This is a genomic window from Gordonia sp. i37, assembly GCF_002043085.1.
GTDB lineage: Bacteria > Actinomycetota > Actinomycetes > Mycobacteriales > Mycobacteriaceae > Gordonia > Gordonia polyisoprenivorans.
Map to the genome: position 1 here is coordinate 1 of NZ_MVPX01000357.1, position 23481 is coordinate 23481.

A 23481-nucleotide genomic window follows, 5' to 3' on the forward strand; every position below is an offset into this window, starting at 1 on the left:
CCCCCAGCCAGCGTCGGGTGATCCCGACGGCCATCGGGATCACGACGGTGAGCATCGAGGCGATGATGAACACCTCGAGGTGGTCGCGGATCAACGGCACCTGCCCGAGGAAGTAGCCGAGCAGGATCAGTCCGGCCGCCCACACCACGCTGCCGAGCAACGAGAACAGCGTGAACACCCGATGCGGCATGCCGCTGAATCCGGCGACCAACGGAGTGAGCGTCCGAACCACTCCGATGAATCGGCCGAAGAACACCGTCAGCGGGCCGTAGCGCTGGAAATAGCGATGGGTGCGCTCGACGTACTCGGGTCCCACCGCGCGCATCATCCGGCCCTCGATCACCGACCGGCCCAGACGCCGACCGAGGAAATAGCCACATTGATCACCGGCCGCCGCCGCGAGCGGCACCACGAGACATAACCACCACAGCTTCGCGAACGGATTCGGCTGCGCGGCAAGCACTCCCGCGGTGAACAATACCGAATCGCCCGGGAAGAGGAACCCGATCAGGATGCCGGTTTCGACGAACATGAGGACGCACAGGCCGATCACGCCGCCGGAGGCGAGGAACGAGTCGACATCGAAGGGGTTCATCATGGTCCACCCTAGGTGCTGCGAGCACCACCGGCCCCGGCCCGCCGGGGTGTCGATGCCCACGTTAACTCGATGCAACATGCTGGGCAGAGCGCGCCCATGTGGGGTTTACTCGGTCGTAAACATGCGGCGCGAATCCACCGCGCACGACCCCAGCCCGCCGACTCTCACGACGACGTGACCTCAAGGAGCCGACCGTGTCCACCACCCAGCCTCCCCCGACCTCCGGCCGGACGAAGACGGCGGGTTCGTCCACGCCGAATCTGCGGCCCGTCTCCGACACCGAGGTCCGGATCGAATACCACACGATCCACGGCTATCGCCGCGCGTACCGCATCGCCGGAAGCGGTCCGGCACTCCTGCTGATCCACGGCATCGGGGACAACTCCTCGACCTGGGACGAGGTCATCCCGATGCTCGCCCAGCACTACACCGTCATCGCGCCCGACCTCCTCGGCCACGGCCGCTCGGACAAACCCCGCGCGGACTACTCGGTACCGGCATTCGCCAACGGGATGCGTGATCTGCTCGTCGTCCTCGGTGTCACGAAGGTGACCGTCGTCGGCCATTCCCTCGGCGGCGGCGTCGCGATGCAGTTCTGCTACCAGTTCCCGCGATTCGTCGAGCGGTTGGTGTTGGTGGCCGCCGGCGGTGTGACGCGCGAGGTCAATCCGGCATTGCGGCTGGTGACACTTCCGGTGGTCAACGAGGTCCTGACGCTGCTGCGGATACCCGGGGTGATGCCCGCGCTGCAGGGCGCGGCCAAGGCCCTGGTCAGCCTGCCCCACCTTCCCGGTGTACCGCAGGAGATCTCACCGCGCCGGGCGCTCAACGACCACGAGGATCTCTTGCGCGTACTCGGCGATCTCGCCGATCCGCACGCGCAGGCGGCTTTCCTGCGCACCCTGCGCGCGGTGGTCGACTGGCGTGGTCAGGCGGTGACGATGCTCGACCGCTGCTACCTGACCGAACGCCTTCCGGTGCTGTTCGTCTGGGGCGAACTCGACACCGTCATCCCGTACGAGCATGCGCTGATCGGGCATTCTGCGATCCCGCATTCGGAATTGGCGACGTTCCCCGGCGCCGGTCACTTCCCTTTCCACGACGATCCCGAGCGTTTCGTGCAGGTGATCACCAGCTTCCTCGAGCGCACGCAGCCGGTGGACTTCGATCCGCAGAACTGGCGGCATCTGATGTCCACCGGCGGTGCCCGGCCGGAGGAGTTCGTCGGCGACGAGGACACCGTCGAGGCGGTGCTCGATGCGATCGAGGACGAGCGCAGCGCAACCTGACCTGCGGGCGGGGGACGAGGTGTCGATCGGGTGACCTACGCTCGACTCCCCTGCCGCCGATCCCCGTGAGAACATGGTCGCCATGAGCTATCAGCAGTATCCGGGAAACAGCGGTCAGGGCCAGGCGTACGGCGCAGGCCAGCCGGGCTATGGTTCCCAGCCCGGGTACGGGTCCCAACCAGGTTATGGATCTCAGCCGGGCTTCGGATCGCAGCCGGGCTACGGCGCCCAGCCGTACGGCGTTGCCCCCGGCCAGTCCCCGTATCCCGCCTACGGTGGGGTGCCCGGATACGGCGACTTCAACGTCGACCCGGCGACCGGTGAACCGTTGTCGGACAAGAGCAAGCTGACCGCAGGCCTGCTGCAGCTGTTCCTCGGGGGCTTCGCCGCCGGTCGTTTCTACATCGGCGACATGAAGTTGGCTGTGATCCAGTTGAGCGGCCACATCGTCGGCTGGCTCCTGGTGATCGTGGGTTTCGTCGTCGTTGCCGCCGGGGCCAACAGCAATTCCACCGGCGGAGCGGCATTCGGCGGAATCATGCTGCTCGTCGGCTGGCTGGTGATCCTCGGCTTCGGCATCTGGGTCCTCGTCGACGCGATCATGATGTTCGCCGGCAGCGTCCGCGACCCGCAGGGACGCAAGCTCCGCAGCTGAGCGGCGAGCACACACGCGACATACCGGTTCAGGCGTCGAAGGCGAGCGCCGCGGCCACCCGCACCGGCGAGTTGGCCTCTCCGTACCCGCGGTATCCCCCGCGACGGCAGACCACCTCGAAGAACAGGTCGTCGGCGATGGTCGGGGTGAAGAAGTGGAAGAACTCTCCGCCGGTCTCGTCGGCGTCGTAGAGGATGTCGTAGCGGCGTAGCGCATCGATCCGATCGGCATCGAGGTCGAAGCGCGCCCGCAGGTCGTCGTAGTAGTTCTCCGGGATCGGCAGTGTGATCAGCCCTCGGGAGCGGCATGCGCGGGCGGTGGCGATGATGTCGTCGCAGGCGAATGCCGCATGGGTCAGTCCGCCACGCCGGCGCAGCGGGCCGTGACCGTCGAGTCGCGACGGCACCAGGGACGCGACGAGTCGGATCGGCTCACCGCTCTCGGTTGCCGATGTCAGTGCCTGCGAGCGCATCGTTCCGACCGCGTCGGGCACGTCGAGCCCCTCCTCGACGGACATGCCGAATACCGAGCGCAGCAACAACATTGCCGCCTCCCAGTCCGCGGGGCTCATGCCGATGCCGATGTGGTCGACCCCGGTGTAGAGCGAGGTGACCGCGGCGGGCTCGCGCGGCACCAGATCGAAATGGCGCTGCCAGGTCCCCGCCGACAAGGCGGGACGCAGGTCGACGGCGAGGGTGTCGGTGACGTCGAGTCGCACGACCTCCACCGCCGCCTCGGGCTTCGACGACGGCCCGGGTGCCGCGATCGATGCAACCGGTACGTCGAACTCCGCGGCACGTGCCGCCCACGCCTCCGGATCGGCACTGCGCAAACCGATTTGCGCGATGGTCGGCATGTCGGCCGGCGCTCCCGGCGACGTCCAGACGGTGCCGACGGTCGGATCGACGACGACGGCCAACTCGGCATCACGGTAGAGCTGCAGACCGGTGGAGCTGTCGACGCCGCTCAGATCGAAGCCGATGGCGCCGAGGACCTCGCCGAGTTGGGGAGCCGAGGTCGGGCCGGCCGCGACCCGGATCGACACGACACCGCCGGTGACGGGCCGCCGTTGCTCATCGTTCGCCGAACTCCCCTGCAACACAATGGTTTCGGATGATCCAGGACGGCCGGCGCCGACCAGTTCCGCGAGATATCGTAGCGAGCGGTGCGCATCGCGTGCGGTACGTACCGGATCCGCATGGCGGAAGACATCGCTGAACACCTCCAACGACCACGGGCCCCGATAGCCCGCCGCAAGAACGTGGTCGGCGAACGATGCGAGATCGAAGTTGCCCTGCCCCGGCAGGCATCGATGATGGCGACTCCACTGCAGCAGGTCCATCGCCATCCGCGGGGCATCGGCGAGCTGCAGGAAGAAGATCGAGTCGCCGGGCAGGTCGGCGATACCGGACGGGTCATCACCCCGCGAGAGGATGTGAAAGCTGTCCAGGCAGGTACCGAGTGCCGGATCATCCACGGCGGCAACGATGGCGGCCGCGTGGCGGTAGTCGTTGACGTGATGCCCCCAGGCGAGCGCCTCGTAGGCCAGTCGCTTGCCACGCGCCGCGGCGAGCTGCGCCGCGGTCGCGAGTTGTTCGGTGAGTAGTCCGTCATCGCACGCCGCGGACGCCAGCGGCGACGAGCACACCAGCAATAGGTCGCAACCCAGGTCGTCCATCACGTCGAATTTGCGCTCGAGGCGAATGAGGTTGCGCCGGAATCGGTCCGGATTGTGGGAGTCGAGATCGCGGAACGGCTGATAGAGGTCGATGGCCAGTCCGCGATCGGCCGTGGCGCGCGCCAGCTCGGCAGGCCGACCGGGGGCGGCGATCAGATCGGGTTCGAAGATCTCCACCCCGTCGAAGCCGGCGTGGGCGATGGCGTCGAGTTTGTCGCCGAGAGTTCCCGACAGACAGACCGTCGCGATCGACGTTCGGGCGCCGAGCGGCAGCGCCGATCCAGGGGCACCCGAAGCGGTCTGCGCGGTGCGGGTCAGCGACATGAGATGGCCTCCTGTGATCCGGGACACGATGAGAAAAATGTACCAGATGGTTCATTGAGTTTCCCTGGAACGCTGATATGAGTGGAGTTTGTCAAGGCTCTCACCTGCGCATATTGAGATCCTTATGAACGATCTGGTTAGTTGTCTTGACCGGGACGAAGGTCCTTTGTATCGTCAGTCACACGCCCGACACCCTGTGTTGGCGAGCACAACTTGGAGGACCGATGACCGCACCCACTTCCGATCTGCCGGCAGCCCAGCCGCGCAAGGCCGCGTTGGCCAGCTTCATGGGCAGCCTGGTGGAGTACTACGACTTCTTCATCTTCGGCACCGCCTCGGCGCTGGTGTTCAACAAGATCTTCTTCCCCGACATCAGCCCCACGGCAGGGACCCTGGCCAGCTTCGCCACATTCGGCGTCGCCTACATCGCCCGCCCGGTCGGCGCGGTGGTCCTCGGCCACTTCGGTGACCGCATCGGCCGTCAGCGGGTCCTGGTGTTCACCCTCATCCTGATGGGCCTGGCCACCTTCGCGATCGGATGCCTGCCCGACTACCACTCGATCGGCATGGCCGCACCGATTGCTCTCGTCGCTCTTCGCCTGCTGCAAGGACTTTCGGCGGCAGGCGAGCAATCGGGCGCCAGTTCGCTCACGGTCGAACACGCCGACCAGGGCAAGCGCGCGTTCTACGCCAGCTGGACGCTCAACGGCACCCAGGCCGGGCTGCTCGTCGGCACCCTCGCCTTCATCCCCGTCGCCGCGCTCCCCGAGGACACCCTGCTCAGTTGGGGCTGGCGTGTCCCGTTCTGGTTCAGCGCCGTGGTCATGTTCGTCGCATACCTGATCCGCCGCACGATGCCCGAAACCCCCGTCTTCGAGAAGATCAAGGACTCGACCGAAGGCGTCTCCGACATCCCGCTGCTGGTGCTGCTGCGCTTCCACTGGCGGGCCCTGGTCCGGGTGATCGCCTGCTCGACGATCTCGGTCATGAGCACCCTGTTCTCGACCTTCGCCCTCAAATACGCCACCACCGACTTCGCCGTCTCGAAGAGTTCGATGTTACTCGTCAGCGTCATCGCCAACCTTGTCATGCTGCTCAGCCAGCCGCTGTGGGGCCTGGCCGCCGACCGCATCGGACGCAAGCCGATCTTCATCGGCGGAGCGCTGGGCTGCGCGATCCTGGCATTCCCTTACCTGCTGATCATCACCACCGGCTCCTTCTGGGCGATCCTCGTGGCCACCCTGATCATCCAGACCGTCGTCTACGCCGCCGCCAACGCCGTCTGGCCGTCGTTCTACTCCGAGATGTTCCCGGCCAAGGTCCGGTACTCGGGCGTGGCCATCGGCACCCAGATCGGCTTCATGGCCAGCGGTTTCCTGCCCCTGATCGCCGCGGCGATCCTCGGCGAGGGCCGGATGGGCTGGGTCCCGGTCGCCGTGGTCGTCGCCGCCTTCGCCGTGGTTGCCGCACTCGCTGCCGCCACCGCGGTCGAGACGCACAAGACCGACACGATGCGACTCGGGGAGGAACCCGTCAAAGGAGCCGACACCATGACCGCGTCGGCACCGGCCTCGCCGTCGATGGCCTGACACCGCTCGCCCACACCCGGCTCCGGGACGATTCCCCGGCCCGATCATCAAAGGACACACCAATGTTCGACATCGAATTCGCCACCGCAGCCCGCCGCGCATCCGGCGGTGCCGTGGTCGCCGCCCTGATCGGGCAGGGGATCTCCCGGTCGCTCACGCCCGGCATGCACGAGCGCGAGGCCGCCCACCACGGACTGGACTACACATATCTGACCCTCGACGTCCCGGCGTCGGCCGCGGCCACCGTCGACCTCGCGGCGCTGCTGGCCCGCGCCGCCGACGCCGGGCTCGTCGGGCTCAACGTCACCCATCCGTTCAAGCAACGCATACTGGCTCATCTCGACGATCTCTCGCCCGACGCCGCCCGTCTCGGTGCGGTCAACACGGTCGTCTTCGACGGCGGTCGCGCGATCGGCCACAACACCGACTGGTCGGGGTTCGCGCGCAGCTTCGACCGAGGCCTCGGCGCCGGTCTCGGCGCAGCGGCCGCCCCCCGGAAGTCGGTGGTGCAGATCGGCGCCGGCGGAGCAGGTGCTGCCGTCGCCTATGCCGTACTCACCACCGGAGTGGCCCACTTCCACCTCGTCGACACCGACACCACCCGGGCCGCCGGACTCGCCGCCACCCTGCGCGCCATGTTCGATGCCGAGATCACCTCCGGTGGAGTCGATTCCGTTGCCGCCGCGCTGGCCGGCGCGGACGGACTGGTGCACGCCACCCCGATCGGGATGGCCCATCACCCCGGCATCGCGGTGGACCCGGCGCTGCTGCGCGCCGACCTCTGGGTCGCCGACGTCGTCTACCGTCCGGCCGTCACCGAGTTGATCGCGTCGGCCCGTGCGGTCGGCGCACGCACCCTGCCGGGCGACGGGATGGCGGTCGGGCAAGCCGTCGACGCGCTGCGGCTGTTCACCGGCATCGAGCCGGACGCCGACCGGATGGCCGCCCACATCGCCGAACTCATCGCCGCCGAGGACCTCGCCGAACGCCGGACCGCCTGAGGACGCCCGTCACAACGCCGAGGGCGCCCGCCAGTTCACCGACAGCGCTGAGCTCAGTCCCGACAGCGCTCGATGAGGCGCTGTCGGCGCCGGGAAGAGCGCTGTCGGCGTCGTGGCGAGCGCCCTCGGCACAGTGAACGAACGATAGAGTTCATGGTGTGACCGATCCCGCACCCCGACGCCGCGACAGCGAACGCACCAAGGCCGACATCGTGAAGGTCGCGACGAAAGAGTTCGCCGACAAGGGGTTTGCGGGTGCGCGGGTCGACGAGATCGCCGCCAAGACCCACACCACCAAGCGGATGATCTACTACTACTACGGCGACAAGGACGGTCTGTACCAAGCCGTCCTCGAGGCGTCCTACGGACGTATCCGGCGCCTCGAGCAGAAGGTCACCCACATCGCCGACGACCCGGTTGCCGCGTTGCGCCACGTCGCCGAGATCACCTTCGACCATCACGACCGCAACCCCGACTTCATCCGCATCGTCGCGGGTGAGAACATCCTGCGGGCGGCGCACCTCAAACATGCGGCAGGCGTTGGGCGGCTGGGTAATCCGGCGCTCGACGTGCTGTCGCGAATCCTCGAGTCGGGTCGTGAGAAAGGGGTGTTCCGCACCGACGTCGATGCCCTCGACGTCCATCTCGCGATCAGCAGTTTCTGCTTCTTCCGGGTGGCCAACCGGTTCTCGTGGAAGACCCTGTTCGACCGCGATCTCGCCGCCACCGACCAACGCGTTCATCAACGACGCATGATCGGCGACATGATCGTCGCCTATCTCACCGACACGTCCACCCCGGACTGAACGGCCTCAATCCCCGCAGCATCCGCCGGAAACCGGCGGCACCGCGTCGCGGACATCACGCGTGACGGCGTTGCGCGCGGACAACTCGTCGGCCGCCGGGTAGTCGACACCCACCAGACAGAGACCACGCGCCTGGGCGACCGGGACCTCGCTGCTGCGCGCGCGCTGCGCCAACAACCCACGGCACCATTCGACATCGCGACGGCCGTCGCCGACGCAGGCGACCGCACCGACGAGCGAGCGCACCATCGACCAGCAGAACGCATCGGCGCTCACCTCGCCGATCAGCACCCCCTCGTCGTCACGGCGCCACGCGAAGCGTTGGAGATCGCGGACCGTGGTGGCGCCTTCCCGGCGACGGCAGAAGGCCGCGAAATCGTTGAGCCCCAGCAGCGTCGAGGACGCTGCGTTCATCGCCTCGACGTCGAGTGGGCGACGCCACGTCGCGGTGGTCCGCGCCCGGGTGGGTTCGGCACCGAAGACCGCATCGGTGAGCCGATACCGGTAGTGGCGACGCAGCGCCGCGAACCGGGCGTCGAAGTGTTCGCTCACCGGGGTGACGGTCTTGACGCGCACATCGTCGGGCAGCATCTTGGCCAGCCGACCGACGAGCAACGCAGGACCGCCGGCCAGACTGCGCGTTTCCAGCGCCGAGGCCGGGATGTCGGCGTGACAGACCTGACCGGTCGCGTGCACGCCCGCGTCGGTGCGTCCGGCGACGGTCAGGCGGATCGGCACACGCAGCACCGTGGTGAGGGTGTCCTCGAGTACCCCGCACACGCTGCGCTGCCCGACCTGACGTGCCCAGCCGGCGAAATCGGTTCCGTCATAACCGATGTCGAAGCGCAGACGAACGAACCCGCCGTCCCCGGAATCGGTGGCGGCGGGGTCGTGCGGCACTGTCCGGCTCAGTCGTCCGACTTCTTCTCGGTCGAGCTGTCGACGTCGGCACCCTGCTCGTCTGCCTCGACGGCGGTCGCGGCGGTCGACTCGTCGTCGACGGCCTCGGCCACAGCCTCGGCGTTGGCCTTCGCGGCGTCGTCGGCGTCGGCCTCCACGGCCTCGACGACGTTGTCGCCCGCAGGCTCGGCAACCGCGGCCTCGGTCTCGTCGAGCTTGGCCTCGGCGGCCTTGCGGGACGCGGCGACGCGGGTGGCGCGGTCGGCCTCGCTGGACGCGGTCGACCCGGTGACGAGTTCGATCACGGCCATCGGGGCGTTGTCACCCTTGCGCGGCAGCGTCTTGATGATGCGGGTGTAGCCGCCGTTGCGATCGGCAAAGCTCGGACCGATCTCTTCGAACAGGACATGCACGATGTCCTTGTCGCGGATCACCTTGAGCACCTCACGACGGTTGGCCAGCTTGCCGGCCTTGGCGTGGGTGATCAGCTTCTCCGCGTACGGCCGCAGGCGCTTGGCCTTGGCCTCGGTGGTGGTGATGCGGCCGTGCTCGAAGAGCGAGGTGGCGAGGTTCGCCAGGATCGCCTTCTGGTGGCTCGCCGACCCGCCGAGGCGGGCACCCTTGGTGGGCTTGGGCATTGTCTTCTCCTAGACGGACTCCCCCATCGCTGAATGGGGAAGTCAGGGTTGGCGTGCAGCGGCTACAGCTGCTCGGTCTCTGCGAAATCCTCACCGGAGTCACCGTCGAACGACACGTCGTCCGACCACGTTCCGGTCGCCGGGTCGTAACCGGCCACCTGCGACGGATCGAAGCTCGCCGGGCTGTCCTTGAGAGCCAGACCCAGGGCGTGCAGCTTCACCTTCACCTCGTCGATCGACTTCTGCCCGAAGTTGCGGATGTCGAGCAGATCCGACTCGGTCCGTGCCACGAGCTCACCGACGGTGTGTACACCCTCGCGCTTGAGGCAGTTGTAGGACCGGACGGTCAGGTCGAGATCCTCGATCGGCAGGCTGAACGAGGCGATGTGATCGGCCTCGGCCGGGCTCGGCCCGATCTCGATGCCCTCGGCCTCGACGTTGAGCTCCCGGGCGAGCCCGAACAGCTCCACCAGGGTCTTGCCCGCCGACGCCAACGCATCACGCGCGCTGATCGAGTTCTTGGTCTCCACATCGAGCACGAGCCGATCGAAGTCGGTGCGCTGCTCGACACGGGTGGCCTCGACCTTGTAGGTGACCTTGAGCACCGGCGAGTAGATCGAGTCGACCGGGATGCGGCCGATCTCGGCACCCGACGCCTTGTTCTGCACGGCCGGCACGTATCCGCGGCCCCGCTCGACGACGAGCTCGATCTCGAGCTTGCCCTTGTCGTTCAGGGTGGCGATGTGCAGATCGGGGTTGTGCACGGTGACACCGGCCGGGGGGACGATGTCGGCGCCGGTGACGGTGCCCGGACCCTGCTTGCGCACGTACATCGTGACCGGCTCGTCCTCTTCGGAGCTGACCACGAGGCCCTTGAGGTTCAGGATGATGTCGGTGACGTCTTCCTTCACCCCGGGGACGGTGGTGAACTCGTGGAGCACACCGTCGATGCGGATGCTGGTGATCGCAGCACCCGGGATCGAGCTGAGCAGGGTACGACGCAGCGAGTTGCCGAGGGTGTAGCCGAAGCCGGGCTCGAGCGGTTCGATGACGAACTTCGACCGGTTGTCGGCGAGGATCTCCTCGGTCAGGGTGGGTCGCTGTGAGATGAGCATTCTGAGATTTCTCCTTGTGGCCGACCGCTATATGACGGCCTAGAAGTGAACCGAACAGCTTGTGCTGCTTGGCAATTACTGATTCGACGGACTACTTGCTGTAGAACTCGACGATGAGCTGTTCCTGCAGCGGAACCTCGATCTGGGCGCGCTCGGGCACGTTGTGCACGAGGATGCGCAGGGTCGAGGGAACCACCTGCAGCCAACCCGGGACCGGACGATCGCCGACGAGCTCCTTGGCGATCTGGAACGGAGTGGTCTGCAGCGACTTCGGCCGGACGTCGATGATGTCGTACTGGCTGACGCGGTAGCTGGGCACATCGACCTTCACACCGTTGACGGTGAAGTGGCCGTGGCTGACCATCTGCCGGGCCTGACGACGCGTGCGGGCGATGCCGGCACGGTAAACGACGTTGTCCAGGCGGGTCTCGAGGAGCTTGAGCAACTCGTCACCGGTCTTACCGGTACGACGGTTGGCTTCCTCGTAGTAGCGACGGAACTGCTTCTCGAGCACGCCGTAGGTGAAGCGAGCCTTCTGCTTCTCCTGCAGCTGCAGGAGGTATTCGCTCTCCTTGATCCGCGAACGGCCGTGCTGGCCGGGCGGATAGGGGCGACGCTCGAACGCCTGGTCGCCTCCGATGAGGTCGACGCGAAGACGACGGGACTTCTTTGTGGCGGGGCCGGTATAACGAGCCATTGTCTATTCTTTCCTTTCCCGCTAGACCCGACGCCGCTTGGGCGGACGGCAACCGTTGTGCGGCTGCGGGGTGACATCGGAGATGGTGCCGACCTCGAGGCCGGCGGCCTGCAGCGACCGGATCGCGGTCTCGCGACCCGAACCCGGTCCCTTGACGAACACGTCGACCTTCTTGACGCCGTGCTCCTGGGCCTTGCGCGCGGCGTTCTCGGCCGCGAGCTGAGCCGCGAACGGGGTGCTCTTGCGCGAGCCCTTGAACCCGACGTGGCCCGACGACGCCCAGCTGATGACGTTGCCGTTGGGGTCGGTGATCGACACGATGGTGTTGTTGAACGTCGACTTGATGTGTGCGTTGCCGTGCGGGACGTTCTTCTTATCGCGACGGCGTGCGCCCTTCTTCGGGCCTGCGCTTCGTGACTTAGGAGGCATTACTTCTTCTTCCCGGCGATGGTCTTCTTCGGGCCCTTGCGAGTACGGGCATTGGTCTTGGTGCGCTGTCCACGGACGGGCAGGCCACGACGGTGACGCAGACCCTGGTAGCAGCCGATCTCGATCTTGCGACGGATGTCGGCCTGGACCTCGCGGCGCAGGTCACCCTCGACCTTCACCGAGGCTTCGATGTATTCACGCAGCTTCGCGACGTCTGCGTCGGTGAGATCCTTGGCGCGCAGGTCCGGGCTGAGCCCGGTTCCGGCCAGGATCTCCTTGGAGGTGGTACGCCCAACTCCATAGATGTAGGTCAGTGCGATCTCCAGCCGCTTCTCGCGGGGGAGATCCACACCAGCAACACGTGCCATGTGGCGGGATTCCTTCACTTCTCAGAGGTCTGCTCCTGGTCCGTCCCGGACTCTTGCCGGGCTCCGGCCTCTGAACCGGAGGTGGGCGCCGACCCGTGTGTCGACGCTGGTGCCAAGAGGGCTTCACAAATCCTGTTCAGCTCTTCTGGTGTATTCAGTTGTCTCTCAAGCGACCCGGAGGGTGGCGAGTGATGATCAGCCCTGACGCTGCTTGTGACGCAGGTTCTCGCAGATCACCATGACCCGACCGTTACGGCGGATCACCTTGCACTTCTCACAGATCGGCTTGACGCTCGGCTGAACCTTCACGTCAATCTCTCCTGTTACTCGCCCGCCGGGCACGGCCGATGGCCGCACCGATGGCGGGTGTGGTTACCCCGGGCCGCACCGGCCCGGGAGGTCTTACTTGTAGCGGTAGACGATGCGCCCACGACCGAGGTCGTAGGGCGAAAGTTCCACGACGACCCGGTCCTCGGGCAGGATGCGGATGTAGTGCTGCCGCATCTTGCCGCTGATGTGGGCGAGCACCTTGTGACCGTTTTCCAGCTCGATGCGAAACATCGCATTCGGCAGGGGTTCGATCACCCGACCCTCGACCTCGATGGCCCCGTCCTTCTTCGCCATGTCCTCCGCGATCCTGTCGCGCGCCCTCATCAGGCGCGTAACCCGGTTGAATTCGTTCCGATCCGTTACTGTGTGGGCACCCCGGGACAGCGTCACCAGATGCCCGTTCCGGTGCTGACCGGAACTCGATACCTCACGCCCCGGCCCGTGCAACCACCTGCGGAGAGACTCCTACGGTGGACACACGAATGCCGGCACGCTTTGCGCACCGCCGTCCTATGCTACGCGAACTGCGGGAACACTCCAAACCGTCGAGAAACCCGGAACCATGGCCGCACGAATCCGGCATCTCGCGCCGACGATGGCACACTATTTGCCATGCGTGCCTTCTTGATCCAGAGCGCTCTCAGCGGCGTGGCCCTGTGGGTGGCGACACTGATCGTGCCCGGCCTGGACTTCGTGTTCCCCGACAACGCGGGCTTCGGCGTCAAATTGGGGATCGTCGTGCTGGTCGCGCTGATCTTCGGCGTGATCAACGCGTTCATCAAACCGATCGTGCAGATCTTCGCGATCCCGCTCTACATCCTCACCCTCGGGCTGATCCACATCGTGATCAACGCGTTCATGCTCGAGATCACCTCGTGGATCACCCACAACACCACGTCCTGGGGCCTACAGGTCGACCACTTCTTCTGGTCTGCGGTACTCGGCGCACTGGTCATCTCGGTGGTGAGCTGGCTGATCTCGATGGTCCTCAAGGAGCCCGTCCGCTGACGCTCCTCCACCAGCTGTCACCGGCCGGCCGGGAAGTCAGGCCCCGGCAGCGATGATCGCGGTCAGCTGCTCGATCGGCGATCCGTCGCCGAGCACCTGGATGGCGACGTGGTCGGCGCCGGCGGCGAGGTGCTCGTCGACCTGCCTGCGGATCGTGGCCGCATCGCCGTGGGCGACCAGCGCATCGATCAGGGCGTCGGAGCCACCGTCGGCGATGTCGTCGTCGGTCCACCCGAGTCGCTTCAGGTTCGACGTGTAGTTGCGCAGGTGCAGGTAAGGCTGGTCGACCGGCGGGCGTCCGACGGCTCGCGCCGCCTCCGGATCGGTGTCGAGAACCACCTTGTGCTCGGGAGCCAGCAACACGCCCTCGCCCAGGGTTTTGCGGGCGATCGCGGTGTGCGCGGGAGGCGTCAGATACGGGTGCGCCCCCAGCGCGCGGTCGGCGGACAGGCGCAACATCTTCGGCCCCAGGGCGGCCAGCACACGCCGCTCGGTCGGCACCTCCTTCTCGTCGAGGACGTCGAGATACTCCCCGACCGCCTCGTACGGCTTCTTGTACTCGGCGGTCGCCTCCGGGTGGCCGGCACCGATGCCGAGATAGAAGCGGCCCGGGAAGTCCTGCTCGAGTTCGTGGAATTCGTCGGCGATCGCGGCGGCGTCGGTGTTCCAGATGTTGACGATGCCGGTGGCCACCGTGATGTTCTCGGTCGCGTCGAGGACCTTGCGGATCGGACCGAGATGTTTGGGCGAACCACCGAGCCAGATCGTGCCGTACCCGAGTTCCTCGATCTGCCGGGACTCCTCGGGCGAGAACCGTCCGAACCATCCCCACACCCCGTGCCGTCCGAATCGCTGGATGTGTGCCGCCTTCTCCGAGCCAGTCATGTCCTGGCCAACCGGAATCGGCGAATGCCTATTCCGGCGTCCCGGCCTCCCATCCGAGACGGGGTACGATCCGAATACTCACCGGAAAGGAGTTCCCTGGTGAAGAGTTTCTGGTGTGGGGCTGTCATTCCCGACTGCGATACGCGTTTTGTCGGCAGCGACGAACCCGACGTGCTCAGGCAGGTGGCCGCCCACGCCGCCGGCCTGCACGGACTCGACCACCTGCCCGCCGCCACCGTCGACCGGGTCCGCCGGTTGATCTCCGACATATCCGAGTGATCAGGCGACGCGCGCAGACCGGCGGACGCGGAAAGCGATTGGTGGGATGCACCACCCTGCGGTGAGCGAGCCGGTCGACGAGCTGGATGCAGCCGTCACTGAGTTGCTCGACGCCGGCCGCGCACCGCGACTGGTCTATCAGCCCATCGTCGACATCGCGCGTCTGCGTGTCGTCGGATACGAGGCACTCAGCCGTTTTCCGGGACCCCTGCAGGCCAGCCCGGACCGGTGGTTCGCGGCGGCGGTACGCGTCGATCGGGCCATCGAGCTGGAAGCGATGGTCGTCGAGAAGGCACTCGCCGCGCGAGTGCAACTGCCGGCCAACTGTTTTCTGACGATCAACGTGGCGCCCGAGGCGCTCGTCTCGACGCCCATCCAGGAATTGTTGCAGCACACCGACCTGACGCGGGTGGTCATCGAACTCACCGAACACTCCGCGGTCCCCGATTACGATGTCGTCCGCCGAGCGGTGGCCCAGGTACGCGACCGCGGCGGTTTCATCGGTGTCGACGACGTCGGCGCCGGGTATGCAAGTCTGTACCGGATTCTGGCGATCCGGCCGGACTTCGTGAAGCTCGATCGTGAACTGATCACCGGCCTTCACAACGACGAGGCCAAGGCCGCGCTCGTCGAGATGTTCGGCGGTTTCACCAGCCGGATGGATTCGTGGATCGTCGCCGAGGGGATCGAGCAACGCGACGAGTTGCATCGGTTGGTGGAGCTCGGCGTCCCTCTGGGTCAGGGGTACCTCCTCGGGCGTCCTGCACCCGAGATGGGTTCTCTCGACCTCGATCCGAGCACCCTCGCCCCGACCATCGACCCGACAGTGACGGCGGCACCGCAGTCCACGGTGGCTCGTCTCGCGCATGCCTGCCAAACCGCACCTCTGGACTCACCCGACGGCACATTGCGTACCGCGCTCTCCGACGGTTCGACTCTTCCGCTGGTCATTCTGCTCGACTCCGGTGGTCGCCCGACACAACTGGCTCAACAGAGCGACCCGACGACGATCGAGCGGCGCGACGTGCTGCGGGTCCTCAACTCCACCGATCAGCGAGAGGCGTTGCGGCGTGCGATGACGCGACCGCGGCCGACCCGGTTCGATCCCCTCGCGTGCTGCGACATGTCCGGAGCGTTCCTCGGCGTCGTGCCAATCGAGCGGCTGATCGAAGCCCTGATCGTGGACTGAGTGGGTGGTGCGTCGGCGGGATCTCACCGGCCGATAGAGGAGTTGCTACATTCCGGCGAGCATGTCGTCGCGCCGCTTGATGATCGACGCTCGCATCTGTGAGGTCAGCAGCGTCGGGGTACCCAGTGCCATCATGTGGCCGCTGTCGTGCGGATTTACGCCGTTGGCCCGCAGGAACGGCTCGGCCCGTTGCGACACACTGCCTTTCACGCCGAACCAGTCGAGAAACTCGGCAACGGTCGTCGTCAGGAGATCCCCGCCGAGGGTGTCGTTGGCGCGCCCGATGATCCAGCCGATGGCTGCCGCCGCCCGATCGGTCGACGCTTTCCGACGAAAGATCGCAGGATCGCGGCGCGCCGCCCGGCCCAGCAATCGCCGCATGGCCGTGCGGTGTTCGACGTCGAAGAAGACCTCCGCGCTCGCATCGCAGCGCTGCCGGATCACCTCGACCACGGGCAGGATGTCCTCGGCAATTCCCGTGACGTCGAACTGTTCGTCGGGCAGCGGCTCGGCGTCGAGGCTCAGCAGCGTCGGGCGTCCGCCGACCCGTTTGTCCAACTCGCGCAGAATGAACTCTTCGAGAGATGACCCACTGGAGTCGAAACCCGGTGGATAATCGGACAGCCCGTCGAGGATCGAGGCATCCTGCCCGAGCGCGGACGCCCGGGCGAGCTGCGCCAGCAGTACGGCGTTCGATGGCCGGTCACGCCGGATCTCCTCCCGGAACTCTGCTTCGCATTCGTCGATCGCGGCGAGGGTGTCGGTGGTGGCGGCCCTGCTGATCCCGCGCTCACCGTGGCAGTAGCGGACGAAGCGGCGCATCAACTCCGGGTACCGCTGAAGCGATTCGACGTCGTCGATGATCTTGCGCGGGATGCGATCGAGCAACATGATCTCGACGACCACCGGACTCCACCGCATGGGATCCGGTGCAGCCATCCACATCAACGGTTCGAGAGCGCTGCGGTGCTCAGCGTCGTCGAGGGGCCGACCGTGGGGCGAGGCGAAGAACGCGTCGGCGAGCTCGGAGTACTCGGCGTCGGTCCACTCGCGCGGTGACGGCGCAGCACCGGCCTCAGGTAACAGCCGCAGCGCCCACTCGACCAGCGGACGGCACATCGGCCACGAGTCGGATTCGGCCGGCGGGAAAGTCATCCGACCGATCTTCATCGCCTCCTCGAGGGTCGCCCGAGCGGTACCCGCGTCGACGGGATCGCACACCACCGTGGTCATCGCTGAGGATGCGCTCTCCCGGAAATGCGCGAGCAAGTCCTCCACCGGCGCCGGAACGACGAAGGCATCCTTCACGATCGAACCCATGTTGTGGTCGACGTACACCAGGAATGAGAGCTCGTGTTCCGGCGGCCACCCGATAGTGAAGATGTAGGACTCGCCATCGCTCAGTTCGTCGCCGACGACATAGACCTCGGAGACCACACGTGCCTCGCCGAACGTGCCGAGCCACGCCGGCATGGGCTGGCGACGACCGGCCAGCGTGCGCGTGATGCGCGCCGCGAGGAGCTCGTCAGCCTGGAGTTCATCGGCAAGTAGTTCCCGGAATACCGTCAGTGCGGCTGTAGTCTCGGCGAAGGAGATCTCCACGAAGGACTCGATCAGCGTGTCGCGCGTGGCCCGATCTTCCCGGTCGGCGAGCGGATGCGGTTCGGGATCGGTGGCCTCAAGCAGCGTACTGAGGGTGACCAGCATGTCGATCGGTTCACCGGTCCGCAGCGCGAGCCGGATGCTCTGGATGAGCGGCTGCTCGTCCGCCCCTGGCATCGGTCTACCGCCGCGCCCGCCGCCCTTTGCCGAGCGCACCGGCTGCAGATGCCTACGCTTGGGATCCTTCTTCTTGCCTCGCGATCGCTTACCCATCACGGGCAGCGTACTGGCAAGCGGTCGCCGTCGTCAGGTGCTGGTGGTGCGGAGTCGACCGGGGACTATCGGTGATGGCAGGCTGTGCCCATGCGTGCTGTCATCCAGCGGGTCACCGAGGCCTCGGTCGTCGTCGACGGGAACGTCGTGGGGGAGCTCGTCATCGCACCCGGTGGCCACGGTCTGGTAGCCCTGATCGGCGTCACGCACGACGACACCGAGGCCGACGCCACCAAGTTGGCCGACAAGATCTGGCGTCTGCGGATCCTCGACGGCGAGGCCACGGGCGGGGCGCCGGCGGAGGTGTCGGCTGCCGACGTCGACGCACCGATCCTGGTGATCAGCCAGTTCACGCTGTACGCCAACACCGCCAAGGGTCGACGCCCTTCGTGGAACGCGGCGGCGCCGGGGGCGGTCGCCGAGCCCCTCGTCGATGCGGTCGTCGACGCCCTGCGGGCCGCAGGGGCGACGGTGGCCACCGGGCGTTTCGGCGCGCACATGAGCGTACGCCTGATCAACGATGGCCCGGTCACCATCATCGTGGCGACCTGACACCGGTAGCTTCGAGGTCATGGGACGTATCACCGCACGTCGCCGGGTGATCCGCGTCCGGCGCGGCGAACCCACGGCCCGCGCCGACGTGCTGGCCGTCGAGGAACCACTGGAGATCCGAATCGGCGGGCGGGCACTGGTCGTCACCATGCGCACGCCCGGCCACGACGTCGAGCTCGCGACCGGCTTCCTGGTGTCGGAAGGGCTGATCGCCCGCGCCGAGGACCTGGTCACGGCCCGCTACTGTGCAGGCGCCCAGGCCCCCGGCGAACCCAACAGCTACAACATCCTCGACCTCGCCCTGGCCGACGGGATCGGTGCGCCCGACGCCGTGCCCGCCCGACGCTTCACGATGAGCAGTGCCTGCGGAGTCTGCGGCAAGGACAGCATCGACGCGGTGACGACGGCGTCGCGATTCATCGTCGATGACGACCCGCTGGCCCTCGACGCCGGCACGGTTCTCGCACTCCCCGACCGTCTCCGTGAGGGGCAGAAGGCATTCGACCGGACCGGCGGCATCCACGCCGCAGGCCTGTTCGACGGCACCACCGGCGAGATGCTGGTGATCCGAGAGGACATCGGCCGCCACAACGCCGTCGACAAGGTCGTGGGCTGGGCCCTGGCCCAGGATCGACTTCCGTTGCGGGGCACCGTGCTTCAGGTCTCGGGGCGGGCCAGCTTCGAGCTCGTGCAGAAGGCGGCGATGGCCGGCATCCCGATGCTCTCGGCGGTGTCCGCGCCGTCCTCCCTTGCCGCGGACCTCGCCGAACGGCAGGGGATGACGCTGGCGGGGTTCGTGCGCGGTGATTCCCTGGTGCTCTACAGCCGGCCCGACCGCGTTCTGGGCTCACCGGCCCGGTGAGCCACCCACGACCCTGCTTCCGACACCGCCGCTCTCACACCCGCTCCCCCGTCTGTCCGTCGAACCAGTGCACCTCGTCGGCGACGGGCAGCAGACCGATCTCGTCACCGACGGTGAACATCTGCCGGTGATCGGCACGCACCACCACCCGCCCGTCGCGCACCGGCAGACCGGCTGCGCTGTAGACAAATTGCTCGGCGCCGAGTTCTTCGACCAGTTCGACCCGTGCAGTCACCGACCGCGGTGTCCCGGCCGCGACCAGCTCCCAGGATTCGGCGCGCATCCCGACCACCGCCTTCCCCGGCACCGCCCGCGGCGCCGGCAGGTCGGCACCACCGAGATCGACGTGCCCGTCGTGCACCTCGACGTCGATCAGACACATCTGTGGCGTGCCCATGAAACCGGCGACGAAGACATTGGCCGGATGCCGATAGATCTCCCGCGGCGTCCCGACCTGTTGCAGCACACCGCGATCGAGGACCGCCACCCGATCGCCCATGGTCATCGCCTCGACCTGATCATGGGTGACGTAGAGCGTGGTGGTGTCCAGCTTGCGCTGCAGCGCGGCGATTTGCGCACGTGTGCTCACACGCAGCTTCGCGTCGAGATTCGACAGTGGTTCATCCATGCAGAACACCTTGGGGTGCCGGACGATCGCCCGACCCATCGCGACCCGTTGACGTTGCCCGCCGGACAGTTTCGCGGGTTTGCGGTCGAGCAGCGCGTCGAGCTCGAGCATCGCCGCCACCTCGTTGACCCGGACGGCGGTGTCGGCCTTGCTCATCCCGGCGTTGCGCAAGGCGAAACCCATGTTGTCGGCGACCGTCATGTTCGGGTACAGCGCATAATTCTGGAACACCATCGCCACGTCACGGGACTTCGGCGGCAGACCGACGACATCGGCGTCGTCGATGAGAATGGCGCCCGATTCCACCGACTCGAGGCCGGCGACCATGCGCAGGCTCGTCGACTTGCCACAACCCGACGGGCCGACGAGCACCATGAACTCGCCGTCGGCGATCTCGAGGTCAAGGGCATCGACGGCGGGCGAACCGTCGCCGAATCGCTTGGTGGCCTTGGCGTAGGTGACCGAAGCCATTACTTGGGCAGCTTCGGCTGGATCTGGGTGGTGTAGATCTGCTCGATCTGCTTCTGCGTATCGGCCATCGTCGCGGCGACGTCGGCGTTCTGCAGACCGATCTTCTCGAAACCGGTGCCGATGATCTTGTCGCCGCCGGGAATGAACACCCGAGCGTAGTTCTGCGGCTTGGTCTTCGGCAGTTGTTCGATCGCAGTCCGGAAGTTGGGGTTCTTGTCCAGGAATGCGGTCATCGACGGCGCGGTGACCGCCGCCTTGCGCACCGGCATGTAACCGACGTTCTGCGAGAAGTAGGCCGTGTTGTCGGTGTTGGTGATGAAGTCGATGAACTTCAGCGCGTTGACCTTGCGCTCGTCGGAATTGCGGGCCGGGATGGCCAGTCCCGCACCCCCGGTCGGACAACCGATCGTGCCGTCCGGGGCCGGAAGGAACGCCGTCGAGAACCGGAATTTCGCATCCGAGGTGATGCCCGAGAGGTCACCGGTGGAGGCGACCGTCGAGGCGAGGAGTCCCGCGCTGAAATCACCGGCGATGTCGTTGGAGATCTTCGCGTACCGGTCCTTGTTGATCGTGTCGCTCAGATACTGGGCAGCGGCAACGGTTTTCGGGTCGGTGAAGGTCATCGTCCAGTCGTCGGAGTAGGCCCCACCGAAAGTCCAGGTGGGGCCTTGGAAGGTCCAGCCCAGGTAGTCCACGGCGTTGCCCCACCCGTGCGCCGACTTGCCCGAGCCCACCACCGACTGGATGCGCGGACCCCACTCGGCGAACTCCTGCCACGACGCCGGACCGCGGGCGGGCAGCCCGGCCTGGCTCCACACATCGGCGTTGTAGTAGAACAGCGGGGTCGACCGCGCGTACGGCAGCGCCCACGTCTTGTTGTTCCACTTGTAGTCGCCGACAAGGGAATCGACGTAGCCCGACGGATCGACGCCAGCCTTGCCGAAGAGGTCGTCGAGCGGTGCGATCGCACCGATCAGGGCGAAGTTGAACCACCACACATCGCTGAGGATGATGATGTCGGGCAGTGCGCCGCCCGACAGTGCGGCGTTGAACTTCTGCGCCGCCTCCTCGTAGTTCTTTCCCGCATCGATCAACTGCACCTTGATGCCCGGGTTGGCCGCCTCGAACTGCTTGATGAGTTCCTTCTCGACGTCGGTCGACTTGCCGGGATGGTTCGACCAGAAGGTCAGGTTGTTGGGATCACCGTCATTGCTCGAGCCGCCACCCGAGCCGGCACATGCAGCGAGGGCGGCCGCAGCGGCCACGGTCAGTCCGGCGCCGAGGAATCCACGGCGGGTCAAGTCGGTCATGCGCATTCTCCTGGATGTGTGATGAGTGATGAGAGTGGGTCGGGATGGTCAAACAGGTGGGGCCACAACGGTGTACGCGATCACCCCTTGACCGCACCGGAGGTCAGGCCCTTGATCATGTGGCGTTGGAGTGCGAGAAAGACGATCAGCATCGGCAGCATCGCCAGGACCGTCGCGGCCATCACCGGTCCCCAGTTGGTGACGCCGTCGTTGTTCTGCAGCTGCGTCAGTCCCACCGGCAGTGTCGCCACGCTGTAGTCGTCGGCCATCAAGAACGGCCACAGGTATTCGTTCCATTCGTTGACGAGGGTGATGAGGGCGAACGCCACCATCGTCGGAATCGACAACGGCAACACCACACGCACGAGCAACCGGATGTGCCCGGCGCCGTCCATGCGGGCGGCCTCGATGATCTCCGGTGGGATCGACAGAAAGTGGTTGCGCATCAAGAAGGTTCCGAACGCGACCCCGGCCAGCGGCACGATGATCCCGGCGAAGGTGTTGCGGAAACCGAGTTGGGCGACCAGCGAGTAGTTGGTGATGACGGTGATCTGATTTGGCACCATCAGCGCCGCGATGATCACCAGGAACACGAGGTTCTTGCCCGGGAATCGCAAGAAGACCAGACCGTAGGCGCTGAGCACGCCGAGCACGAACTTGATGACACCGAGGATCAGCGTGACGATCAGCGAGTTGCGCAGGAACTGCCAGAACGGCACCGAGGTGGTGGCCTCCCGGTAGTTCTCGGGATGCCACGTCGAGGGCCACCACACCGCGGGCTGTACGTAGATCTCGGATCGATCCTTGAAGGAGGTCAACACGATCCACGCCAGGGGCACCACGACGACGGCCAACGCGACGAGCATCGCGAGATAACCCAGCACCTGCACCGTCCGCCGACGCCTGCGCGCACGTACGGCAATCCGTCCGCGCTCGTCGGAGACGATCGCCCCGCCGCGTCGGTGCGCGTCCGCAACCGGTGTGTCCGTGGTCGAGGTCATCGTGCGCCTCGATCCATCAGCCGTACCTGGGCGACGGTGACCACGAGCAGGATCAGGAACATGATGGTGGCGACGGTCGCACCGTACCCGGCGCGGAAGTTGCGGAAGGTCTCCTCGTAGACCTGGTAGACCATCGTCGTCGTGCCGTTACCCAGGGGACCACCGCGGGTCATCACGTTGATGATGTCGAAGACCTGTAATGAGTTGAGCAACACGGTGATCGAAAGGAAGAACGTCGTCGGACGCAGCTGCGGCAGGAGCACCTTGCGGAAATGTGTCCAGCCCGAGGCGCCGTCGACGGCTGCCGCCTCGTCGAGATCTGCCCGTTTACCCTGTAGCGCAGCGAGATAGATCACGAACGCGTATCCGAGGTTCTTCCACACGTAGGTGACGGTGATCATGAACAGCGCCCAGTGGGGTTGCTGATAGAAGTCCGGCGCCGACCCCAGTCCGAGCCGATGCATCAGGTCGTTGATCAGGCCGAAATTCGGGTCGAACACGAACTGGAAGGCGATGCCGACCGCCGCGCCCGACAGCACGAACGGGGCAAAAACCACCGACCGCACCAGGTTTCGGCCCTTGAGCTGCCGATCGAGCAGTAACGCCAGCGCCAGTCCGAGGGCCATGCTGCCGACGACCGCGACGACGGTGAACACCACCGTGTTCACGACGATGGTCGCGGTGTCCTCACGGGTGAACCATTCGCGATAGTTCGCGAGGCCGATGAACGTCGAGCCGGGCGAGGAGATGTTCCAGTCGTAGAACGACATCCGGATGTTCTCGATCAGCGGCCGATAGGTGAACACCGCCAGCAGAACGAGATTGGGGCCCACGATGGCAAGGAACAGGGCATAGGACTTCCACGGCCGACGCCGGCCCGCGCGGGGCAGCACATGTTCGTTCACCGATGGCACCCGGCGAGTATTCAGCCGGCGCCTGACCGGACGCGAACGGCTGCGTTGAGCGCCGGTGAGCGATACGTGTCCGGCAGGTGTCGCCGCCTG

General features: G+C 66.4%; 26 protein-coding genes. 10 read left to right on the top strand and 16 right to left on the bottom strand.

Annotation, left to right across the window (positions count from 1 at the left end; translation table 11 throughout):
- Positions 1 to 595 (bottom strand): DedA family protein (locus B1964_RS17155; RefSeq protein ID WP_139765775.1); only part of this gene is annotated, 595 nt, incomplete at its 3' end.
- 197 nt (positions 596 to 792) lie between these two features.
- Between B1964_RS17155 and B1964_RS17160 the strand changes: the two genes are divergently transcribed.
- Together B1964_RS17160 and B1964_RS17165 are read left to right on the top strand one after the other, a co-directional pair.
- Positions 793 to 1887: an alpha/beta hydrolase gene (locus B1964_RS17160; protein ID WP_020170483.1), complete on the top strand. Its 1095-nt coding sequence runs from the start codon at positions 793 to 795 to the stop codon at positions 1885 to 1887.
- A gap of 82 nt (positions 1888 to 1969) precedes the next feature.
- Complete coding sequence (locus B1964_RS17165; protein ID WP_271353842.1) at positions 1970 to 2542, top strand: NINE protein; 573 nt, start codon at positions 1970 to 1972, stop codon at positions 2540 to 2542.
- Positions 2543 to 2570: 28 nt separating this feature from the next.
- On the opposite strand, the gene B1964_RS17170 is transcribed toward B1964_RS17165, so the two are convergent.
- On the bottom strand, positions 2571 to 4544 hold the full coding sequence (locus B1964_RS17170) for a sugar phosphate isomerase/epimerase and 4-hydroxyphenylpyruvate domain-containing protein (protein WP_079930626.1): 1974 nt from the start codon (positions 4542 to 4544) through the stop codon (positions 2571 to 2573).
- A gap of 224 nt (positions 4545 to 4768) precedes the next feature.
- Between B1964_RS17170 and B1964_RS17175 the strand changes: the two genes are divergently transcribed.
- The 3 genes from B1964_RS17175 (at position 4769) to B1964_RS17185 (ending at position 7940) form a co-directional block, all read left to right on the top strand.
- Positions 4769 to 6133, top strand: a complete 1365-nt coding sequence (locus B1964_RS17175) for an MFS transporter (RefSeq protein WP_079930627.1) — start codon at positions 4769 to 4771, stop codon at positions 6131 to 6133.
- Between the two features lie 62 nt (positions 6134 to 6195).
- Entirely contained in the window at positions 6196 to 7134 is a 939-nt protein-coding gene (locus tag B1964_RS17180; RefSeq protein WP_079930628.1) for a shikimate dehydrogenase, read from the top strand.
- A gap of 158 nt (positions 7135 to 7292) precedes the next feature.
- On the top strand, positions 7293 to 7940 hold the full coding sequence (locus B1964_RS17185) for a TetR/AcrR family transcriptional regulator (protein ID WP_014360933.1): 648 nt from the start codon (positions 7293 to 7295) through the stop codon (positions 7938 to 7940).
- Between the two features lie 6 nt (positions 7941 to 7946).
- Here B1964_RS17185 and truA read toward each other — a convergent pair whose 3' ends face one another.
- From truA to infA, 8 genes are all read right to left on the bottom strand, one after another.
- Positions 7947 to 8840, bottom strand: coding sequence for a tRNA pseudouridine(38-40) synthase TruA (truA, locus tag B1964_RS17190; RefSeq protein ID WP_079930629.1), 894 nt, complete (start codon positions 8838 to 8840; stop codon positions 7947 to 7949).
- A gap of 8 nt (positions 8841 to 8848) precedes the next feature.
- Positions 8849 to 9478 carry a 50S ribosomal protein L17 gene (gene rplQ, locus B1964_RS17195; protein WP_006370386.1) on the bottom strand — a complete coding sequence of 210 codons (630 nt, stop codon included), beginning with the start codon at positions 9476 to 9478 and terminating at the stop codon, positions 8849 to 8851.
- Between the two features lie 62 nt (positions 9479 to 9540).
- On the bottom strand, positions 9541 to 10593 hold the full coding sequence (locus B1964_RS17200) for a DNA-directed RNA polymerase subunit alpha (RefSeq protein WP_006370387.1): 1053 nt from the start codon (positions 10591 to 10593) through the stop codon (positions 9541 to 9543).
- A 91-nt stretch (positions 10594 to 10684) separates the two neighbouring features.
- Complete coding sequence (gene rpsD, locus B1964_RS17205; protein ID WP_006370388.1) at positions 10685 to 11290, bottom strand: 30S ribosomal protein S4; 606 nt, start codon at positions 11288 to 11290, stop codon at positions 10685 to 10687.
- A gap of 21 nt (positions 11291 to 11311) precedes the next feature.
- Positions 11312 to 11719, bottom strand: coding sequence for a 30S ribosomal protein S11 (rpsK, locus tag B1964_RS17210; RefSeq protein WP_005207980.1), 408 nt, complete (start codon positions 11717 to 11719; stop codon positions 11312 to 11314).
- Entirely contained in the window at positions 11719 to 12087 is a 369-nt protein-coding gene (rpsM, locus tag B1964_RS17215; protein WP_005170495.1) for a 30S ribosomal protein S13, read from the bottom strand. Before rpsM ends, rpsK begins: the two co-directional genes overlap by 1 nt.
- Before the next feature lie 195 nt (positions 12088 to 12282).
- Positions 12283 to 12396, bottom strand: a complete 114-nt coding sequence (gene rpmJ, locus B1964_RS17220; RefSeq protein ID WP_005207978.1) for a 50S ribosomal protein L36 — start codon at positions 12394 to 12396, stop codon at positions 12283 to 12285.
- Positions 12397 to 12489: 93 nt separating this feature from the next.
- Positions 12490 to 12711, bottom strand: a complete 222-nt coding sequence (gene infA, locus B1964_RS17225; protein ID WP_005170487.1) for a translation initiation factor IF-1 — start codon at positions 12709 to 12711, stop codon at positions 12490 to 12492.
- Positions 12712 to 13029: 318 nt separating this feature from the next.
- Here infA and B1964_RS17230 point away from each other — a divergent pair, with 318 nt between their 5' ends.
- A complete protein-coding gene (locus B1964_RS17230) occupies positions 13030 to 13425 on the top strand; it encodes a phage holin family protein (RefSeq protein ID WP_006370390.1) in 396 nt (131 codons plus the stop codon).
- A 36-nt stretch (positions 13426 to 13461) separates the two neighbouring features.
- Here the strand turns inward: B1964_RS17230 and B1964_RS17235 are convergent, their stop codons facing one another.
- The gene (locus tag B1964_RS17235) at positions 13462 to 14310 is read right to left on the bottom strand and encodes an LLM class F420-dependent oxidoreductase (protein ID WP_079930630.1); all 849 of its coding nucleotides are present in this window, start codon (positions 14308 to 14310) and stop codon (positions 13462 to 13464) included.
- Between the two features lie 99 nt (positions 14311 to 14409).
- Between B1964_RS17235 and B1964_RS17240 the strand changes: the two genes are divergently transcribed.
- Positions 14410 to 14589 (top strand): DUF1059 domain-containing protein, encoded by a 180-nt coding sequence (locus tag B1964_RS17240; protein ID WP_079930631.1) that lies wholly within the window; start codon positions 14410 to 14412, stop codon positions 14587 to 14589.
- A gap of 61 nt (positions 14590 to 14650) precedes the next feature.
- Positions 14651 to 15778, top strand: coding sequence for an EAL domain-containing protein (locus B1964_RS17245; RefSeq protein ID WP_253194040.1), 1128 nt, complete (start codon positions 14651 to 14653; stop codon positions 15776 to 15778).
- A 45-nt stretch (positions 15779 to 15823) separates the two neighbouring features.
- On the opposite strand, the gene B1964_RS17250 is transcribed toward B1964_RS17245, so the two are convergent.
- Positions 15824 to 17653 carry a hypothetical protein gene (locus tag B1964_RS17250; protein ID WP_079930633.1) on the bottom strand — a complete coding sequence of 610 codons (1830 nt, stop codon included), beginning with the start codon at positions 17651 to 17653 and terminating at the stop codon, positions 15824 to 15826.
- Between the two features lie 90 nt (positions 17654 to 17743).
- Between B1964_RS17250 and dtd the strand changes: the two genes are divergently transcribed.
- Complete coding sequence (gene dtd, locus B1964_RS17255; protein ID WP_079930634.1) at positions 17744 to 18205, top strand: D-aminoacyl-tRNA deacylase; 462 nt, start codon at positions 17744 to 17746, stop codon at positions 18203 to 18205.
- Between the two features lie 19 nt (positions 18206 to 18224).
- Positions 18225 to 19067, top strand: coding sequence for a formate dehydrogenase accessory sulfurtransferase FdhD (fdhD, locus tag B1964_RS17260; RefSeq protein ID WP_079930635.1), 843 nt, complete (start codon positions 18225 to 18227; stop codon positions 19065 to 19067).
- Between the two features lie 34 nt (positions 19068 to 19101).
- On the opposite strand, the gene ugpC is transcribed toward fdhD, so the two are convergent.
- From ugpC to B1964_RS17280, 4 genes are all read right to left on the bottom strand, one after another.
- Positions 19102 to 20166, bottom strand: coding sequence for a sn-glycerol-3-phosphate ABC transporter ATP-binding protein UgpC (gene ugpC, locus B1964_RS17265; protein ID WP_079930636.1), 1065 nt, complete (start codon positions 20164 to 20166; stop codon positions 19102 to 19104).
- Positions 20166 to 21476, bottom strand: a complete 1311-nt coding sequence (locus B1964_RS17270) for an ABC transporter substrate-binding protein (protein ID WP_079930651.1) — start codon at positions 21474 to 21476, stop codon at positions 20166 to 20168. The genes ugpC and B1964_RS17270 overlap by 1 nt, the downstream gene beginning before the upstream one ends.
- A gap of 80 nt (positions 21477 to 21556) precedes the next feature.
- On the bottom strand, positions 21557 to 22477 hold the full coding sequence (locus tag B1964_RS17275; RefSeq protein ID WP_006370401.1) for a carbohydrate ABC transporter permease: 921 nt from the start codon (positions 22475 to 22477) through the stop codon (positions 21557 to 21559).
- Positions 22474 to 23391 carry a sugar ABC transporter permease gene (locus B1964_RS17280; protein ID WP_020170473.1) on the bottom strand — a complete coding sequence of 306 codons (918 nt, stop codon included), beginning with the start codon at positions 23389 to 23391 and terminating at the stop codon, positions 22474 to 22476. Before B1964_RS17280 ends, B1964_RS17275 begins: the two co-directional genes overlap by 4 nt.
- Positions 23392 to 23481: the final 90 nt, after the last annotated feature.